This is a genomic window from Flavobacterium sp. CF108, assembly GCF_900129795.1.
GTDB lineage: Bacteria > Bacteroidota > Bacteroidia > Flavobacteriales > Flavobacteriaceae > Flavobacterium.
The window spans coordinates 456,724-474,684 of sequence record NZ_FQWW01000005.1; the positions used below are offsets into that span (position 1 = coordinate 456,724).

General features: G+C 32.9%; 16 protein-coding genes. 11 read left to right on the forward strand and 5 right to left on the reverse strand.

Annotation, left to right across the window (positions count from 1 at the left end; genetic code table 11):
• Positions 1-2: 2 nt before the first annotated feature.
• The 3 genes from BUE10_RS16275 to BUE10_RS16285 all read left to right on the forward strand — a co-directional run bounded on the left by BUE10_RS16275 (position 3) and on the right by BUE10_RS16285 (position 2,824).
• Positions 3-533 (forward strand): outer membrane beta-barrel protein, encoded by a 531-nt coding sequence (locus BUE10_RS16275; protein WP_073486731.1) that lies wholly within the window; start codon positions 3-5, stop codon positions 531-533.
• 202 nt (positions 534-735) lie between these two features.
• A complete protein-coding gene (locus tag BUE10_RS16280; protein WP_073486733.1) occupies positions 736-1,767 on the forward strand; it encodes a hypothetical protein in 1,032 nt (343 codons plus the stop codon).
• 1 nt (position 1,768) lies between these two features.
• Positions 1,769-2,824 carry a hypothetical protein gene (locus tag BUE10_RS16285; protein ID WP_143055978.1) on the forward strand — a complete coding sequence of 352 codons (1,056 nt, stop codon included), beginning with the start codon at positions 1,769-1,771 and terminating at the stop codon, positions 2,822-2,824.
• 90 nt (positions 2,825-2,914) lie between these two features.
• Here the strand turns inward: BUE10_RS16285 and obgE are convergent, their stop codons facing one another.
• The 4 genes from obgE to hpt all read right to left on the reverse strand — a co-directional run bounded on the left by obgE (position 2,915) and on the right by hpt (position 6,615).
• Positions 2,915-3,916, reverse strand: a complete 1,002-nt coding sequence (gene obgE / locus BUE10_RS16290) for a GTPase ObgE (RefSeq protein WP_073486737.1) — start codon at positions 3,914-3,916, stop codon at positions 2,915-2,917.
• A 147-nt stretch (positions 3,917-4,063) separates the two neighbouring features.
• Complete coding sequence (locus tag BUE10_RS16295; RefSeq protein ID WP_073486739.1) at positions 4,064-5,338, reverse strand: hemolysin family protein; 1,275 nt, start codon at positions 5,336-5,338, stop codon at positions 4,064-4,066.
• Between the two features lie 98 nt (positions 5,339-5,436).
• The gene (locus tag BUE10_RS24270) at positions 5,437-6,009 is read right to left on the reverse strand and encodes an adenylate kinase (RefSeq protein WP_232680664.1); all 573 of its coding nucleotides are present in this window, start codon (positions 6,007-6,009) and stop codon (positions 5,437-5,439) included.
• A gap of 75 nt (positions 6,010-6,084) precedes the next feature.
• On the reverse strand, positions 6,085-6,615 hold the full coding sequence (gene hpt / locus BUE10_RS24275; RefSeq protein WP_180861085.1) for a hypoxanthine phosphoribosyltransferase: 531 nt from the start codon (positions 6,613-6,615) through the stop codon (positions 6,085-6,087).
• Positions 6,616-6,800: 185 nt separating this feature from the next.
• On the opposite strand from hpt, the gene BUE10_RS16305 reads away from it, so the two are divergent.
• The 7 genes from BUE10_RS16305 (at position 6,801) to purE (ending at position 14,912) form a co-directional block, all read left to right on the forward strand.
• Complete coding sequence (locus BUE10_RS16305) at positions 6,801-8,075, forward strand: PQQ-dependent sugar dehydrogenase (RefSeq protein WP_073486741.1); 1,275 nt, start codon at positions 6,801-6,803, stop codon at positions 8,073-8,075.
• Between the two features lie 140 nt (positions 8,076-8,215).
• Positions 8,216-10,306 carry a TonB-dependent receptor gene (locus BUE10_RS16310; protein ID WP_073486743.1) on the forward strand — a complete coding sequence of 697 codons (2,091 nt, stop codon included), beginning with the start codon at positions 8,216-8,218 and terminating at the stop codon, positions 10,304-10,306.
• Positions 10,307-10,336: 30 nt separating this feature from the next.
• On the forward strand, positions 10,337-10,888 hold the full coding sequence (locus BUE10_RS16315; RefSeq protein ID WP_073486901.1) for a hypothetical protein: 552 nt from the start codon (positions 10,337-10,339) through the stop codon (positions 10,886-10,888).
• Positions 10,889-11,179: 291 nt separating this feature from the next.
• The gene (locus tag BUE10_RS16320) at positions 11,180-12,328 is read left to right on the forward strand and encodes a 5-(carboxyamino)imidazole ribonucleotide synthase (protein WP_073486903.1); all 1,149 of its coding nucleotides are present in this window, start codon (positions 11,180-11,182) and stop codon (positions 12,326-12,328) included.
• A gap of 77 nt (positions 12,329-12,405) precedes the next feature.
• Positions 12,406-13,758: an AAA family ATPase gene (locus BUE10_RS16325; RefSeq protein ID WP_073486745.1), complete on the forward strand. Its 1,353-nt coding sequence runs from the start codon at positions 12,406-12,408 to the stop codon at positions 13,756-13,758.
• On the forward strand, positions 13,730-14,353 hold the full coding sequence (locus BUE10_RS16330) for an HNH endonuclease family protein (RefSeq protein ID WP_073486747.1): 624 nt from the start codon (positions 13,730-13,732) through the stop codon (positions 14,351-14,353). The genes BUE10_RS16325 and BUE10_RS16330 overlap by 29 nt, the downstream gene beginning before the upstream one ends.
• Before the next feature lie 73 nt (positions 14,354-14,426).
• On the forward strand, positions 14,427-14,912 hold the full coding sequence (purE, locus tag BUE10_RS16335; protein ID WP_012022518.1) for a 5-(carboxyamino)imidazole ribonucleotide mutase: 486 nt from the start codon (positions 14,427-14,429) through the stop codon (positions 14,910-14,912).
• Between the two features lie 114 nt (positions 14,913-15,026).
• Here the strand turns inward: purE and BUE10_RS16340 are convergent, their stop codons facing one another.
• Positions 15,027-15,695: a hypothetical protein gene (locus BUE10_RS16340; RefSeq protein WP_073486748.1), complete on the reverse strand. Its 669-nt coding sequence runs from the start codon at positions 15,693-15,695 to the stop codon at positions 15,027-15,029.
• A gap of 222 nt (positions 15,696-15,917) precedes the next feature.
• Between BUE10_RS16340 and BUE10_RS16345 the strand changes: the two genes are divergently transcribed.
• Positions 15,918-17,945 carry a M3 family metallopeptidase gene (locus tag BUE10_RS16345; protein ID WP_073486750.1) on the forward strand — a complete coding sequence of 676 codons (2,028 nt, stop codon included), beginning with the start codon at positions 15,918-15,920 and terminating at the stop codon, positions 17,943-17,945.
• Positions 17,946-17,961: the final 16 nt, after the last annotated feature.

Sequence of the window (17,961 nt, forward strand, 5' to 3'; positions counted from 1 at the left end):
AAATGAAAAAATTATTAGTAGCAGTTGTACTATTAGTGACAACTATGATGAGTGCGCAAAAGGGATCAATTTTACTTGGCGGAAATGTTGGATTTGGTTCAGAAAAAATTGGAGATGATAAATATGAAAATTTTGAATTTTCTCCAAAAGCAGGATATCAATTTACAGACAAATGGACTTTAGGAGTTGAAGGTTCAATCCTGAACTATAAAGAATCTGGATCTAAAAGAGAAGAAGCATACAGAGTTGGCGCTTTTACTCGTTACTCAGTGCCTCTTTCTGATTTATTTTCTTTCTACACTGATTTAGGAGTTGGATACCAAGAAAGAAGTATTGATAAAACTAAAGGTGTTTATGCTAGTTTAACGCCAGCCTTATTTATCAATATGAAAAACGGATTTGGTTTAAATTTTTCTATTGGAGGAATTGGCTACGATAATCTTAGCGGAAAAGAAACTGCGAGAGAACAGCGTTTAGGTTTCAATTTTGGAAAAACTTTAAACATTGGAATCTCTAAAAACTTTGGACTATAATTTCACAGGATTTAAGTTAGAAAGTAAAATCCTTTATACTTTTTGTTTTTTCGCGCAAAAAGTATAAAACCCGACAATGGAAATTGTCGGGTTTTCTTTTTTATGTGGTCATCACCTTTTAAAAAAATTATTTTTGAAAAATAAATGTTTTATCTTTCCCAAAACAAAAAATCCAACAACTTAAAAAGTCATATTTCATTTTATGATAAAAAAATCTCTATACAACTGCTTTCAAAAACAGATTATACTTATAGTTTTTCTCATAAGCGGTCATTTAAATTCGCAAATAGTTCAGGAATTTCTAATTGAAAAATCTGAATCCAAAACACAATTAAAAGAAAGAGGACTGAAAGGAAAAGTGAAAACAATTAAAACCTGTTTTTTCACAATCGAAAATACTCCAAAACAGCAAAATATTAAAAGACTTTTAAACCCGAATATTTATGGTTTATATGAAACTTTTAATCCTTTAGGAAGACTGACCAAAAAAGTACAGCTTTATCCTCCGGTTTATTTTCCAATGGATACAATAGGCGGCGATAGCTTGGTTTATAACGATAAAGGAAAACTTGAAAAATCTTTTTATACTAGCTCAATGGGAGTACATTTTATTAAAAAGTTTAATGATAAAGAAGATAAAATCTCTCAGGAAGAAATTCAAAAAGAAGAGGATTCTTATCTCAGTAATGATTACTGGTCGTATAAATATAATGCGGCAGGTAAAAAAACAGAAGCTGTCACATATTCATTCTATGGGCCTAAAATGGATAAAAAAAAGATAGGAACCCGGTCTTATTTTAAATATGACACTAAAAACAGAGTTATAGAAGAAGCAAAATATGGAGAACTTCTTAGTTTTTTAATTACTCCAAAAGAAATACCCGTTAAATACAGCTATAAATACGACCTTAAAGATAATCTTATCGAAGAAAGCTGTTTTTATAAAACTCTGGCTTACAAAGCAAATTATAATTACGACCCTAAAAATGTTTTAATAAAACAAGTTCTTGTAGAAGGACCTAAAACCGATTCTGCCATACTTAAAGATGGTCAGATAAGCCAGAGAACCATTACTAACAGAAACAATTACATTGAAAACAGGGTTTATAAATATGAATATGATACAAACGGAAACTGGATCAAATTAAATATTTCAACCACATTTTCTGAAAACGGAAAAAAACAGACCAAGCAAGAAACTTTAATAACCAAAGAAATCACTTATTATGAATAGAATGAAAACTTTATTTCTGACTCTCCTATTCGTAAATTATGGTTTTGCTCAAGTTGGCTCTGAATATATCTTTAAAAATGACTGGGATAAATTTGGTTTAAAAGGCAACGTGAAATCTGTGAAAACAGTTTTAAGAGATATTAATGACAAACGCTGGGATTCAAACTTATTTTTAAAATACAATCCTGTGCTTCATAATTATTATGCTACTGACGAATATGATCGTGAATTATACTATAAAAAATTCAATACATACGGCATGATCACTGAACGTTCTGATAAAAGAATTTCTAGCTTAAGCGAAGAATTTGAAAAAGGCCAGGTTTTTAAATTTCAAATTGATTCAGTTGATTTTTTTAATAAACAGAAAATGGCGCTGCAATGCAACTTTTTGTTCGGAATGAATCCAAACAGAACACATACATATGACGACTCAAAAGAAGAGATGAAATATGAGTACAAAACAGAAAATCAAAAGATTACTGAAGAGCTCTATTTTAATGATTATATTAGTGAAGAATTTCCAAAAGAAGATTCTTTAAAATTCGACCGCAGGACTTTATTTTTCTACAATCCGAAAGGACAGATTATTAAAAAGCAGATTATTATTCCGCTTGACATATATAACGATCGCAGCACAGAAGCATTTTATGATCGGGCGATTTATAACGACAATACTTTAAACGTCAATTATGTTTATGATAATGGAGACCAACTCGTTAAAATGACTGTTTATAAGAGGAAGGAGTTTCTATACCAGGAAACTTATAAAATCAAAAACAACAAGGTAATTGAAATGGAAAAACTTGTTGACAGCAAACATACCCATAATGAATTAGACAGCAACAAGGTAGTGTACCAATATGATGATTTTGGAAATGTTACAACTATGACTTGTTACGATAACGATGTGGGAGACGAAATACTTGTTTCTATATTATTTGATTACACTTTTGACAACACTAATAACTGGACTCTTTGCAAAATGTACGTTAATCAAAAAAATGAAGTTCCAGACGCAATCGCTGAAAGAAGAATAGAATATTATAAAAACTAAATGTATTCACAAATACTTTTTAGCTAAATTAAAAAAACCACTAACAAGTATTATTTGTTAGTGGTTTTTGTTTTAAGAAAACTATCTTTTTTATTCATTAAGCATTTTCCAAAGTTTATCCTTCAAATCTGTCAAACCTTGCTGTGCAACAGATGAAATAAACATATAAGGAATATCTTTAAACGAAACGTCTAATTCTGCTTTCAATTCTGCTTTAAGTTCGTCATCCAGCATATCACATTTTGAGATAACCAAAAGACGTTCTTTGTCCAGCATTTCAGGATTATACTTCGTTAATTCATTTACCAAAATATCATATTCTGCTTTAATATCCGGCGTATCAACCGGAACTAAAAATAGTAAAGTTGAATTACGCTCAATATGGCGAAGAAAATAATGTCCTAAACCTTTTCCTTCTGCAGCGCCTTCAATAATTCCCGGAATATCAGCAATTACAAAAGATTGATAATCTCTGTAAGCTACAATTCCTAAGTTTGGTTTTAAGGTTGTAAAAGGATAATCGGCAATTTTAGGCTTTGCAGAAGTCAATACAGATAATAAAGTAGATTTTCCTGCATTAGGAAAACCAACCAATCCAACATCTGCCAGAACTTTAAGTTCCAGAATAACGTCCATTTCTAAGCCTGGTAAACCTGGCTGTGCATAACGCGGAGTTTGGTTTGTCGAACTTCTAAAATGCCAGTTTCCTAAACCTCCCTTTCCTCCTTTTGCAAGAATTCTCTTTTCACCATCTTCCGTGATTTCAAAAAGCACTTCTCCGGTTTCCTTGTCTTTTACAACAGTTCCCAGCGGCACTTCAATAAATTTATCATCTCCATCTGCTCCCGTGCTGCGGTCTCCTCCACCGTCTCCACCGTGTCCCGCTTTAATATGACGCGCAAACTTTAAATGAAATAATGTCCAGAGTCCTTTATTTCCCACTAAATACACATGTCCGCCTCGACCACCATCACCACCGTCCGGGCCGCCTTTTTCAATAAATTTCTCTCTATGTAAATGCGTAGATCCTTTTCCCCCTTTTCCGGACGAAACATATATCTTAACGTAATCTACAAAATTTCCTTCTGTCATTTTTCTGAATTTCAGATTTTAGATTTTAGATTTCAGATTGCTCTAAATTCTATATCTAAACTCTATTTTATTTACTTTTCAGTCTCAGTCTAGATTTTCAGCACAAACTGCAACTGAAAACTGCCACTGAAAACTATTTTATTTCCTCTACTCTTTAAGCGCTTTTACCAGCACTTTATCAATCTTTACGCCGTCCATGTCGACAACTTCTAAAACGAATTTTTGCCAAATTAGTTTTTCACCTTCTTTTGGAATATGCGAAAGTTCGGTCATAATCATGCCGCTTACGGTGTTTACTTCGTAATCGTTTGTTAATTCGTCTAATTCGAAATACGTTAAGAAATCGTGTAATGAATAATGTCCGTCAACCAGCCATGATCCGTCTTCTCTTTCTATAAGCTGAAATTCATCTTTATAAAATTCAGACGCATCACCAACCAAAGCTTCAAGAATATCATTCAAAGTAATTAAACCTTGAAAAACACCATATTCATCTGAAACTAAAGCAAAGTGAACACCCGTTTTTTTGAAATTTTCTAACGCTTTATAAGCCGTTGTCTGCTCCATTAAATAAGGTGCATCAGAAATTATAGCAGCAAAATCAAAATTATCATTTTCGATATTGGCAAATATATTTTTCAGCGTTACAACACCAACAATATCATCATAATTTTCATTGTAAACCGGATAAACCGTATGCAGATCCTGAACAACCAATTCTTTTATTTTGGTTTTATCAGCATTTAGCGGAAGCATATCTACTGATTTTCGGTGCGTCATTAACGAACTTACTTTTCTGTCCCCAATATGGAAAACACGCTCCACAATATCTTGTTCAATTTCCTGAACTTCTCCAACTTCAGTCCCTTCTTTAATGATGGCTTTAATTTCTTCCTCAGTTACTTTTCCATCAGCAGTTGGTTTTATCTGCAAAACATTCAATAAAAAATCTGTTGAAGAGGTTAGTAACCAAATGAACGGCGCCGTGATAATCGAAATTACTTTCATTGGCATCGCCACCATTTTGGCAATCGATTCCGGATAATTTAATCCGATACGTTTTGGAAGTAATTCTCCTAAAACCAAAGAGAAGAATGTTAAAACCACAACCACAATTCCAACCGCAACGGAATGAGCGTATGGTTTTAAAATTGCAAAACCGCTCACAAATGTTTCTACATCTAATGTGATTTTATCCCCAGAATAAATACCTGTCAAAATTCCGATTAGGGTAATTCCGATTTGTACCGTTGATAAAAATTTGTTTGGAGAATTAGCCAGATCCAGCGCTGTTTTGGCACTTTTGTTCCCTTTTTTTGCTGCTGTTTCCAGTCTATTTTTTCGTGCCGAAATCAATGCAATTTCAGACATTGAGAAAACTCCGTTTAATAGTATTAGAAAAAATATTATTAGTATTTCCATTTTTAAGTTTAAAGTTAAAAGCCAAAAGTTAAATGTTTTTCAGAACTTATTTCAAATTTTCTTCTAAACATTTAACTTTTAACTTCAAACAGATTTTGTTACAAATTATCTATAACTGACGTTAAGCGCTCTGTAATTTCTTCGATAGTTCCAATTCCGTTTACGGCGTGAAACTTATTCTGCTCTTTATAATATCCAATTAATGGAGCTGTTTTTTCGTTGTATTCCTGGTATCTTACACGAATTTTTTCTTCGTCCTGATCATCTGGTCTTCCGCTTGTTTTTCCTCTTTCCAGTAAACGTGCTACTAAAATTTCGTCATCGGCCTCTAATGCAATTGTTGCTGTTACGCTTGAACCAATTGTTGGTAAAAATTTATCTAATGCCTCAGCCTGATCTAAAGTTCTTGGATATCCGTCGAACAAAAATCCTGCACTATCTGGGTGTTTATTTACTTCGTCAATTAACATTGCAGTTGTTACTTCACAAGGAACTAATTCTCCGTTGTCCATAAAAACTCTTGCTTTTTTACCTAGTTCAGTATCATTTTTTAAATTAAAACGAAAAATATCTCCTGTAGAAAGATGTGTTAAATTGTATTTTTCTTTTAAAAATTCTGCCTGAGTTCCTTTTCCTGCTCCAGGCTTTCCAAATAAAACAATGTTAATCATAGTACGTTTGAGTTGTGTGACTTCTTATTTTTTGAAGAAGTTTAAAATGAATATATAGTTGTGTTTTGTTTAATATTATTCTGCTAATTTATATACTTCGGTCAGGTTTCTGCCTAAACCATCATAGTCTAATCCGTAACCAACGATAAATTTATTCGGGATTCTGATTCCGATATAATCTATCTTAATGTCTTTTTTATAAGCTTCTGGTTTAAAGAACAAAGTAGCCACTTTAAAGTGTTTTACATTTTGTGCTTTAAATAAATGTTTTAATTCTTCAAGCGTATTTCCTGTATCGATAATATCTTCAATTATCACTACGCTTCTTCCAGATAAATCCTGATTGATTCCAATCAATTCTTTAACTGAATTTGTTGTTTCAGTTCCTTCATAAGAGGCCATTTTGATAAACGAAACCTCGCAGGGACTTTTATATTTTTTCAGGAAATCGGCAGCCACCATAAAGGCGCCATTCAAAACTCCAATAAAAATTGGAGTATCATCTCCAAAATCATCTTCTACCTGTGCAACTAATTTGGTTAAAGCAAAATCAATTTCCTTAGCCGAAATAAACGGAACAAATTGTTTATCGTGAAGTTGTATCATTATTTTTAAATTTAAAATAATGGACAAAGATACAGAATTACAACCAATCTGCCCACATGAAAATAGAATCGAAAGATGACTTTTTTGTGAATGTTAAATATCAGTTAATAATTACAAAATCGTTCTTGCAGCTACTTTTTAATTTACTAAATTGTTGTTGAATAATCATTTAACTCCAAATATCAATGAAGAATTCCTTACCACTATTTTCTATATCATTATTAATTTTAATGACTTCCTGCAACGGACAAGTTAAAAAAGAAGAAAAAGAAGCGTTAGCAAAACAACCCGGAAATGTTGTAAAAACTGCTGTTGGCGACATTACGCTTCCTCCGCCATATGCTACTGAATCTAAAACGAATAACAGCAAAGTTATTGGCTGGCCAAACGGAGTTACACCAAAAGCTCCTGAAGGTTTTACGGTTACCAAATTTGCCGACGGTTTTGAAAACCCGCGCTGGACTTATATCGCACCAAACCAAGATATTTTTGTGGTAGAAAGCGGAACTAGATCGAGCAAAAATCAAATCACAGTTTTTCGAGACAAAGACAAAGACGGGAAATTTGAAACCCGCCAAGTTTTTATTACCAGCTTAAACAGACCTTTTGGAATGCTGGTTTTAAAGGACTTTTTCTACATTGCAAATACTGACGGATTATACCGTTATCCTTATAAAAACAATCCGCTTAAACTGGAAACAAAAGGTGAAAAAATTCTTGAACTTCCTGCCGGAGGTTACAACAATCACTGGACACGAAATTTATTAGGAAGCCCTGACGGAAGCAAAATTTATGTTTCTGTAGGTTCAGGAAGTAACAATGCCGAACATGGTGTTGACAAAGAAGTACGTCGTGCCGGAATCCTTGAAATTAATCCTGACGGAACTGGCGAAAAAATCTATGCTTCGGGTCTTAGAAATCCTGTTGGAATGGATTGGAATCCTGTCAATAAAGAGCTTTGGACTGCTGTAAATGAACGTGATGATTTGGGCGACGATTTGGTTCCTGATTATATTACAAGTGTAAAAAAAGATGGTTTTTACGGATGGCCTTATTCTTATTTTGGAAGTATTCCTGATCCGAGAATGAAAGGTGAAAGAAAAGATTTGGTCGAAAAAGCAATCGTCCCTGATGTTTCGGTTGGCGCACATACTGCTTCGCTTGGATTGGCATTTTATACTAAAGATGCTTTCCCGGCGAGATATAAAAACGGTGCTTTTGTTGGGCAGCATGGTTCATGGAACCGTTCTAAAATTTCAGGTTATAAAGTACTGTTTGTTCCTTTTAAAGATGGAAAACCATCGGGAAAACCAGAAGATTTTTTAACTGGTTTTGTTTCAAATGAAAATAAAGCTGAAGTTTACGGACGTCCGGTTGCAGTAACCGTTATGAACGACGGATCGCTTTTAGTAAATGATGATAGTAGTAATACGGTTTGGAAGGTTACAGCGAATAAATAAAATCCAATTCCGTACAGATAATTTAAACATATAGAAACATAGATTTTATTTTTTTGTTAAAAGCGAAACACCTTTTTTGCCTCCATGAATCCTATGTTTCTATGTGTTTTAAAAAACTACATTTTTAATTCGAATCATTTATGACCTTAAAAAAATATTGTCTTTTTCTTTTTGTGTTTTTTGTTTTCCAAAACATTGAAGCGCAGAAAAGAGAAGGCAAAAATATTGACTCTCTAAAAACCGAAAAACTGAAAGAAGTTGTGATCAGTTCGCTTCATATTGATAATAATTTATTAAACACTCCTGCTTCGATTGGTATTCTTTCTAAAAAAGATTTACTGCAAAATAATACCACAGATATTACAACGGTAATCAATACAATTCCGGGTGTTTTTATGCAATCGTCTAATTTTACCACAACCCGAATTTCGATTCGTGGCATTGGTGCGCGAACCACTTACGGAACCAATAAAATCAGGGCTTTTTATGGCAGTATTCCGCTGACTTCTGGAAACAGCGAAACGGTTATTGATGATATTGATCTTGAAAATCTCAATCAAATCGAAATTATAAAAGGGCCGCTTTCGAGTGTTTATGGCGCAGGATTGGGCGGTGCGATTTTAATTTCACCTCAGCTTTCTAAAAACGGAAAGCAAAGTGCGGGAATAAGTTCTGTTTTTGGTTCTTTTGGATTACTAAAAAATAGTTTGAATTTTGGCTTAGATGAAAAAGGTGGAAGTTTAAACCTTAGTTATCACAATTTAAAAACCGATGGCTGGCGTGAAAACAGCGCATACAAACGTGAAGGAATTACGCTTGCAGGAGAATTATTTAGAAAGAAAAACAGCAAACTGACTTACTTTTCAAACTATACTTTTTTAAAAGCTTTTATTCCGAGTTCGATCAATAAAAATTCTTTTGAGAACAATCCAAAATCTGGTGCGCCAACCTGGGTTGCATCAAAAGGTTATAAAGAATACAAATCGACTTTGGGCGGATTGGCTTATGATTTTTCGATTAATGAAAATCTAAAAAACTCCACTTCTGTTTTTATTAATTATAAAGACAGCAACGAACCGAGACCTTTTGACATTTTACGTCAATATACTTTTGCAACGGGTGCGAGAACGCAATTCTCCGGGAATTTTAAAATAGGAAAAATAAAAAATAACTTCATTACCGGAATTGAATATTTTACGGATACTTATAAAGGTAATACTTTCGAAAATCTGTATCAGCAAAATAATGGTTTAGGAAGTCTGCAAGGCGATCAGCTTAATGAAACTGGGCAAAAAAGACATTTCTATAATATCTTTTCTCAATTACGAACTTTACTTTCAGATCAATTTGAAATTCAGGCTGGTTTAAATTATAACAAAACTAAATTCAGCCTCGACAATTATAATACAAACACGAATCAGGAATATAGTTATGACGGCATTTTTTCGCCGCAATTGTCTTTATTATTTAAACCGAATTCTCAGCAGACTGTTTATTTTTCGGTCAGCCGGGGATTTTCATTACCAGCAACAGAAGAAACTCTCACAAGCGAAGGCACAATCAATACGAATATAAAACCTGAAAACGGTTATAATTTTGAAGTGGGCGGAAAGTTCTATTTCTTCAATAAAAAACTTTACACAGAAATTGCGGTTTACCGAATGGAAATTAAAGATTTATTGGTCGCAAAAAGAGTTGGCGATGATCAATACATAGGTTTAAACGCGGGGAAAACATTTCATGAAGGAATCGAAATTACCTTAAATCACAATTGGCAAATGAATCGTTTCTTTTCTCTGAATTCTTATTTAGCCGGATCTTTAGGGAATTATGAATTTAAGGAATTTGTTGATAACGGAAATGATTATTCCGGAAACAAATTAACCGGAGTTGCGGCAAACAAAGTTAACGCCGGAATTACTTTAAACACCAATCTTGGAATTTATTTTAATGCCGATTATCAATTCGTGGATGAAATTCCGATGAACGATGCTAATACTGCTTTTTCTGATTCTTATTCTATCATCAACTTAAAAAGCGGTTATCGATTTGAAATTTTTCCGCAGCTAACAACACATTTTTCTGCCGGAATAAATAATGTAACAAATACAAAATATGCGTCTCTAATACTGCCAAATGCCGTTGCGGTTGGAAACGCGGCACCCCGCTATTATTATCCCGGACTTCCTATAAATTATTACGGAACTATCTCATTAAATTATTTATTTTAGATGCTTGAAATCACCCCCAAACCTAAAAAAATGCTTTCTGTATTACAAGAAAAACTGGATTATGTAAATGCCTATCGGGAAAACCGATTAAAGTGCACACAAGACATTCTCGAAAATCCATCTTTATTTGAAGAATTAGTTTCGATTTGCTTTTCGCCCGAAAATAAAAACAATCATAAAGCCTGCTGGATCCTTGAATTTGTATCGTACGAAGAATTAATCTGGCTTCAGCCCCATCTTGATTTTTTCTGTTCTAATTTGAAAGTTCTGAAAGATGAAAGTTCGCTTCGGCCAATTGCAAAAGTCGTACAGCTTTTAGTAAAATCACATTTTAAAAAAGACGAAAACAGCATTTCTTTATCCGAAGAAAATCTTCAGGATTGTATTGAAGCCAGTTTCGATTGGCTTATAAATGATGTAAAAGTGGCGACAAAAGCGTATTCTATAAGAACTTTATATGTCTTAGGAAATTATTACGACTGGATTCATCCTGAACTTCGAGTTATTTTAAATAAAGATTACGGAGATCATTCCGCAGCTTACAAAGCCGTTGCCCGCGAAGTTTTGAAGAAAATTGAATAGTTTTTTGCCACAGATTAAACGGATTAGAAGGATTTTTTGTTTGCCACGAATTACACTAATTTTCACGAATTATTTTTTTAGATTCAACCTAAAAATTAGTGGTAATTCGTGTAATTCGTGGCAAACACAAATCCGCACAGAGATAAATCATTTTAATCCTTTTAATCTGTGGCAAAAACTTTAAAAATATAATTCGTGGAAATTCGTGTAATTTGTGGCTAAAAACTAGAAAACCACTAAATTTTGGCTAAAAAAAGATTAAAAGGTATCTTTGCAAAAACACAACACAAAATGAATTATTTTTCTTCTGATTTTAAATTAGGAATATTAGGCGGCGGACAATTGGGTAAAATGCTTTTGTTCGACACCAGAAAATTTGACATACAAACTTATGTTTTAGATCCGAGTGATGAAGCGCCGAGTAAAATTGCCTGCAACAAATTCTTTCAAGGCGATTTAATGGATTATGAAACGGTTTACAACTTTGGAAAACAAGTCGATGTTTTGACTTTTGAAATTGAATTGGTAAATCTAGAGGCTTTAACGCAACTAGAAAACGAAGGCCTAAAAATATATCCATCTCCAAAAACTTTAAAAGGAATTCAGAATAAAGGTGTTCAAAAAGAATTTTACGCTAAAAATAATATCCCAACTGCACCATTTGAAAGATTTGAAAATTTAGAAAATCTAAAATCTAAAATCAGCGATCTAAAATTACCTTTTGTATGGAAATGCACCGAGTTTGGTTACGACGGAAACGGAGTAAAAGTGATTCGCCAAATTTCTGACATGGACGACTTACCAAATGTAGAATGTATTGCAGAAACTATGGTTCCGTTCAAAAATGAATTGGCGGTAATTGTGGTAAGAAATCCATCGGGAGAAATAAAAACTTATCCAGTTGTAGAAATGGAATTTCACCCAGAAGCCAATCAAGTTGAATACGTAATCTGCCCTGCAAGAATCGATGAAAAAGTAGCCAAAAAAGCCAGAGCAATTGCATTGAATGTTTCAGAAAAATTTAATCACGTTGGACTTTTAGCCGTTGAAATGTTCCAAACTCAGGAAGATGAAATTTTGGTAAACGAAGTTGCTCCTCGCCCACATAATTCGGGACATTATTCAATTGAAGCAAGTTATACTTCACAATTCGAAAATCATTTACGCGCTATTTTAGATCTTCCGTTAGGAAACACAGACAGTAAAGTTGCCGGAATTATGGTAAATTTAGTGGGTGCCGAAGGATTTTCTGGAGACGTTGTTTATGAAAATATCGAAACTATTTTAGGATGGGATGGCGTTACTCCACATATTTACGGAAAAAAACAAACACGTCCGTTTAGAAAAATGGGTCACGTTACGATTGTAAACGAAAACATGCAGGAAGCAAGACGAATTGCTGAAGAAGTTAAGAACACGATTAAAGTGATTAGTGCGTAGTTATTTTTAGTGGTCAGTCGCAGTTTTTCAATTTAAATAGCAACTATATTTTAATTAGATTTGTAAAAATTCAATAAATGAAAATTTCAAAATTACATATCGATCAATTTAGACATTTAGAAAATCTAGATTTTGATTTTACATATCCTGAAGATTTCCATATTGAAGAAAAAAGAGGAAAGCCTTTAGACAAAATATGTTTTATTGGACAAAGTGCTACTGGTAAAACAGGATTGCTTGATCTTTTTTTTGATTACATTAATTATACGTTCAATTGTGAACGAATTAATAAAAGATTTATAGGCGCTCGTTTTAATGCAAAAAATCTTGATGGAATTTTAGAATTCTCTTTAAACAATAAAAACAAAAGCAACATCAAACTACAGAATGATAGTATATCTATTGACGACAATATTTATGTATATGAAAACGGCAATGGTGGAAAAGTTGATAAGCTTATTCCTTTAAGTGAAGTTGAGCCGTTATATTATTTTAAGGCAAATATTTTATCAGAAGAAAACTTAAAATCAATAAGCACACACCCAAACGATTTATATGAAAAAAATAAGGAGTATATAGATTCCCTAAATACAGTTTCACTCAATACTCTACTTCCTCAACAAAGCAGTTATGTCTTTGACAATAATATTGATGAAAAGATTTGGCTAAAAGTACTCAATGAGTATATAATTTATCTTAAGAATTTCACACAAAAAATGTCTGAACTAATTCATCAAGGATTACTTTCAGATTCAAAAAAACTGGAGAAAGAATATAAAATATGGGAAAATGACAATCCAAAAAAGTTGTTAGATTTTGCTGAAAAATTAAATCCTATTCTAATTAAGCTAGGATTAGAAATTGACACAGTTGATACACGTTTTGCCGTTCCGATTAAAAACATTCGAAAAGACGAGGTAATACAAATAAGTAACTTAAGTACAGGAACTAAACAATTATTATTAACATCTCTTCCTTTATATCAACTAAATACTAAAGACTCAATAATCCTTATTGACGAACCCGAACGCTCCTTATTTCCTGACATTCAAATGGAACTAATGGATCACTATAAAAACCTTGCGCCAGAAGCACAATTTATAGTTGCGACTCATTCTCCATTTATTGCGGCTTCATTTGAGCCAGAGGAACGTTTTATTTTATATTTTGATAAAGAGGGAAAAGTAGCTGTTCGTAGAGGAACTTCTCCAATTGGTGATGACCCAAATGATATACTTTTTAATGATTTTGGTGTAAACTATTATAACGAAGATGTTCAAGGAAAATTTAAAGAATATATAGAGTTATTAGATAAAGTAAAATCCGAAGACAATAAAGAGTTAAAGAAAAAATATATCTTAGAAGCTTCTAAATTAGGCAATCAGTACAATTTTATTTTAGATGAAAAAAATCAAGAAAGACTCCAATAATTCTAAAATTATTACTGATGTTTTACAATACAATTGTAAAAAGGGAGCCAATAATAGTGTATTAGGTTCTATTCTTCTAAAAGAACAAAAAAGTTTCTGTGCCTATTCAGAAGAATTTATAGATCCAATTAGTGACGCTAATGACATCGAACATTTTAATCCAGATTTAAAATGTTCAGATGATGATTCATATTCAAATTGGTTTAAAGTTAAAAACAAGGTTAATTTTCGAAAAAGATTAAAAGAATTAGAATTTAAAAAAAATAACATCTCTTTTGATGATATTTTACATCCTTGTGAAAATGATTTTGAAGAAAAACTAAAATATATAATTGGCGAATATCGCTTTGAAGAAAGTTCAAACATAAAAGTTAAAAACTTCATCGATTTTTTAGAATTAAATATACCAGAAAAAATTGAACAGAGACGTAATTTCATCGTTAGAAAAAGAAAAGAAATAGAGAAGTTTGGAGTTTCCCCAGAAGACTTTTTTTCTATACTTCTTGAAGACGATATAAGACAAATATCATATTTACGAGCAATTCAAGAAGAATTCGGTATTGATATTTGGAACATGATTCCAGAAATAGAATAATAATTTCAGTTAAAGTGTACAGTTTCCAACAACTTGAAACCTGAAACTTGAAACAAAACAAACAAAAACACACATGAGCAAAGTAGCCATTATAATGGGAAGCATCTCAGACATGCCAGTTATGCAGGATGCAATCGACATATTAAAACAATTTAATGTAGAAGTTGAAGTAGATATCGTTTCGGCACACAGAACGCCGGAGAAATTATTCGATTTCAGTAAAAATGCACATACTCGCGGCATTTCGGTAATTATTGCCGGTGCGGGCGGTGCGGCGCATTTACCTGGAATGGTAGCTTCAATGTCGCCGCTTCCTGTGATTGGAGTTCCTGTAAAATCAAGTAATTCTATCGATGGCTGGGATTCGGTATTATCGATTCTGCAAATGCCGGGCGGAGTTCCTGTTGCGACTGTAGCTTTAAACGGCGCAAAAAATGCCGGAATTTTAGCAGCACAAATCATCGGAAGTCACGATAAAAAAGTTTTAGATACTATTATTTCTTATAAAGAAGAATTAAAAGCGGCGGTTAATAAAGCTGCTGAAGGTTTGAAAAAGTAATTTCGCAGAGATACACAAAGAAAAAACACAGAGACGCACAAAATTTTTATGAATCTCTGTGTTTTTTCTTTGAGAATCTTTGTGAAACTAAATTAAGATTTTACCTCTTTTGAATTAAGCGACATCTTCAACCTCTTCTAAAATAGATTCAAATTCAGATTCTTTTATATCTTCCTTATTTATCCAATTTTCTGAAGTCACCAAATCGTAATTTATATTGTCTTCAGTCTTCAAATCCCAAACAATACCTTCTGCTTCTGGAAACGGGATATTTTGCGATATTTGATTTTCAAACAATCTCTTTATAAGATTTCTATCAGATAACCCGTTATTCAATAATTTCAACACATTTTCGGCTGTCAGCTTTTGTGCTTCTCCATCTGTTGGAGTTAATGAAAAATGGACAATAGAAGCTTTTGCATTTGGAAATTTTCCGTTGTACGCTTTAAAAAGCAATTGATTTACATGAAACAAAGTGCCTTGCATGTGTATTTCAGGATATTCTTCGCAAACCTTGTCAATTAACATATTGTTCGCTATTTGCTCTATTTGACCTTCACTTAATTGATCTCCCAATTTATATTGTAAAACTATTTGGGCAGCTTCGTTAGGCTCATAATCAGAAATCGCCATTTCTAATAATTCCGGCAAACTACTTTTCTCTGCCGCTGCACCATCGGGATAATTGAATTTTTCTAATAACGCAATAAAATCTTCGTCTGACCAATACCCTTCAACTTCATTAACCGTATCAATATTCTTTATTACAACTTGATAATTCATCCTATTTTATTTTTAGTTATGATTAGCATTTTATAATGCTAAATCTATTTTTTCAATTTACGCTTTTAAAAACGCCTACAGAAATAAATAACATATCTATAACACAATTTAAAAGGATTTTATGCCGAGAATCGATCTTGTTTAGATGATTAGGTTTTTATAAATTGCTATCTTTGAAATTCAAAAAAATCGACTTCTATTAATAAAAAATATAATATCATAATGAGTGTTTTACTTTCAAAATTTATAACTAAACATAATACCGCACCTTTTTCGCAAATTAAAATTGAAGATTATGTTCCTGCTTTCAACGAAGGAATTGCTTTGGCTAAAGCCGAAATTGATGCAATTGTAAATAATCCGGATGCGCCGACTTTTGAAAACACCATTGTAGCAATGGATTTTTCGGGCGATATTTTAGATCGTCTTTCTAGTATTTTCTTCAATTTGAATTCGGCTGAAACGAATGACGAAATGCAGAAAATTGCTCAGGAAGTTTCGCCTTTACTTTCAGAATTCGGAAATGATATTCGCTTAAACGCGGATTTATTTGCAAAAGTAAAAGCGGTTTACGATCAAAAAGAAAGTTTAAATCTGAATGCTGAACAAACTACTTTATTAGATAAAAAATACAAAAGCTTTTCAAGAAACGGAGCGAATTTGCCAGAAGACAAGAAAAATCAATTACGAGAAATCGATAAAGAATTGTCTAAATTGAGTTTGCAGTTTGGCGAAAATGTTTTGGCAGAAACCAACAACTTCGAATTGCATTTAACTGATGAAAAGGATTTATCTGGTTTGCCTGAAGGCACAATCGAAGCCGCAAGATTATTAGCTAAAAATCAGGAAAAAGAAGGCTGGGTTTTCACTTTAGATCATCCAAGTTATGTTCCGTTTTTGACTTATGCTGACAATCGTGAATTACGTAAAAAAATGGCAATTGCTTTTGGAGCGAAAGCATTTCAAAATAATGAATTCGACAATCAGGAAAATGTTTTAAAAATTGCTAAACTTCGTTTTGAAAGAGCTAATTTATTAGGTTATAAAACGCACGCACATTTTGTTCTGGAAGAAAGAATGGCCGAAAGTCCAGAGAAAGTTTTTTCTTTCCTGAATGATTTATTGGCAAAAGCAAAACCAGCAGCTCAAAAAGAATTTGCTGAATTAACTGCTTTCGCGAAAAAACTGGACGGAATCGAACAGTTAGAAAAATGGGACGGTGCTTATTATTCTGAAAAATTAAAACAGCAGCTTTTTAATTTAGACGATGAAAAACTGAAACCTTATTTTCAATTAGAAAAAGTTTTAGACGGTGCCTTTACGGTTGCCAAAAAATTATACGGTTTAACTTTTACGGAAGTTTTTGATATCGACAAATACCACGAAGAAGTTACGACTTATGAAGTAAGAGATGCCGAAAACAATTTGGTTTCGATTTTCTACGCTGATTTTTTTCCAAGAAAAGGAAAAAGAAACGGTGCGTGGATGACTTCATTTAAATCACAATCTATAAAAGATGGCATAAACGAAAGACCGCACATTTCTAACGTTTGTAATTTTACAAAACCAACAGAAACAAAACCTTCTTTATTGACATTTAATGAAGTGACAACTTTATTCCACGAATTTGGACACGGTTTACACGGAATGCTGGCTGATACGGTTTATCCTAGTTTATCTGGAACTTCTGTTTACTGGGATTTTGTAGAATTACCAAGTCAGATTATGGAAAACTGGTGTTATGAGCCTGAAGCTTTGGCTTTGTTTGCAAATCATTATGAAACGGGAGAAATTATTCCGATTGAATATGTTCAGAAAATCAAAGAAAGCGCGAGTTTCCAAGAAGGTTTAGCAACGTTACGTCAGTTAAGTTTTGGATTATTAGACATGGCTTGGCACGGACAAGATCCAACTTCTATTACAGATTTAAAAGCTTTCGAAACAGAGCAATTTGCTAACACACAATTGTATCCTGATGTAAAAGAAAATGCTATGAGTACAGCATTCTCTCATATTTTTCAAGGCGGATATTCTTCTGGGTATTACAGCTACAAATGGGCAGAAGTTTTAGATGCTGATGCTTTTGAATATTTCCATGAAAACGGAATTTTCAATGAAGAAATAGCGAAGAAATTTAAAGATAATGTTCTTTCTAAAGGAGGAACAGAACATCCTATGACTTTATACAAACGTTTTAGAGGACAAGAACCTAAACCTGAAGCTTTATTGAAAAGAGCAGGACTTCTGTAATTGCAGATTTTTGATT

Excerpts from the sequence above, each read along its gene's own strand:
- BUE10_RS16275 (WP_073486731.1), top strand. The coding sequence starts at position 3 with ATGAAAAAATTATTAGTAGCAGTTGTACTATTAGTGACAACTATGATG.
- BUE10_RS16280 (WP_073486733.1), top strand. The coding sequence starts at position 736 with ATGATAAAAAAATCTCTATACAACTGCTTTCAAAAACAGATTATACTT.
- BUE10_RS16285 (WP_143055978.1), top strand. The coding sequence starts at position 1,769 with ATGAAAACTTTATTTCTGACTCTCCTATTCGTAAATTATGGTTTTGCT.
- obgE (WP_073486737.1), bottom strand. The coding sequence starts at position 3,916 with ATGACAGAAGGAAATTTTGTAGATTACGTTAAGATATATGTTTCGTCC.
- BUE10_RS16295 (WP_073486739.1), bottom strand. The coding sequence starts at position 5,338 with ATGGAAATACTAATAATATTTTTTCTAATACTATTAAACGGAGTTTTC.
- BUE10_RS24270 (WP_232680664.1), bottom strand. The coding sequence starts at position 6,009 with ATGATTAACATTGTTTTATTTGGAAAGCCTGGAGCAGGAAAAGGAACT.
- hpt (WP_180861085.1), bottom strand. The coding sequence starts at position 6,615 with ATGATACAACTTCACGATAAACAATTTGTTCCGTTTATTTCGGCTAAG.
- BUE10_RS16305 (WP_073486741.1), top strand. The coding sequence starts at position 6,801 with ATGAAGAATTCCTTACCACTATTTTCTATATCATTATTAATTTTAATG.
- BUE10_RS16310 (WP_073486743.1), top strand. The coding sequence starts at position 8,216 with ATGACCTTAAAAAAATATTGTCTTTTTCTTTTTGTGTTTTTTGTTTTC.
- BUE10_RS16315 (WP_073486901.1), top strand. The coding sequence starts at position 10,337 with ATGCTTTCTGTATTACAAGAAAAACTGGATTATGTAAATGCCTATCGG.
- BUE10_RS16320 (WP_073486903.1), top strand. The coding sequence starts at position 11,180 with ATGAATTATTTTTCTTCTGATTTTAAATTAGGAATATTAGGCGGCGGA.
- BUE10_RS16325 (WP_073486745.1), top strand. The coding sequence starts at position 12,406 with ATGAAAATTTCAAAATTACATATCGATCAATTTAGACATTTAGAAAAT.
- BUE10_RS16330 (WP_073486747.1), top strand. The coding sequence starts at position 13,730 with ATGAAAAAAATCAAGAAAGACTCCAATAATTCTAAAATTATTACTGAT.
- purE (WP_012022518.1), top strand. The coding sequence starts at position 14,427 with ATGAGCAAAGTAGCCATTATAATGGGAAGCATCTCAGACATGCCAGTT.
- BUE10_RS16340 (WP_073486748.1), bottom strand. The coding sequence starts at position 15,695 with ATGAATTATCAAGTTGTAATAAAGAATATTGATACGGTTAATGAAGTT.
- BUE10_RS16345 (WP_073486750.1), top strand. The coding sequence starts at position 15,918 with ATGAGTGTTTTACTTTCAAAATTTATAACTAAACATAATACCGCACCT.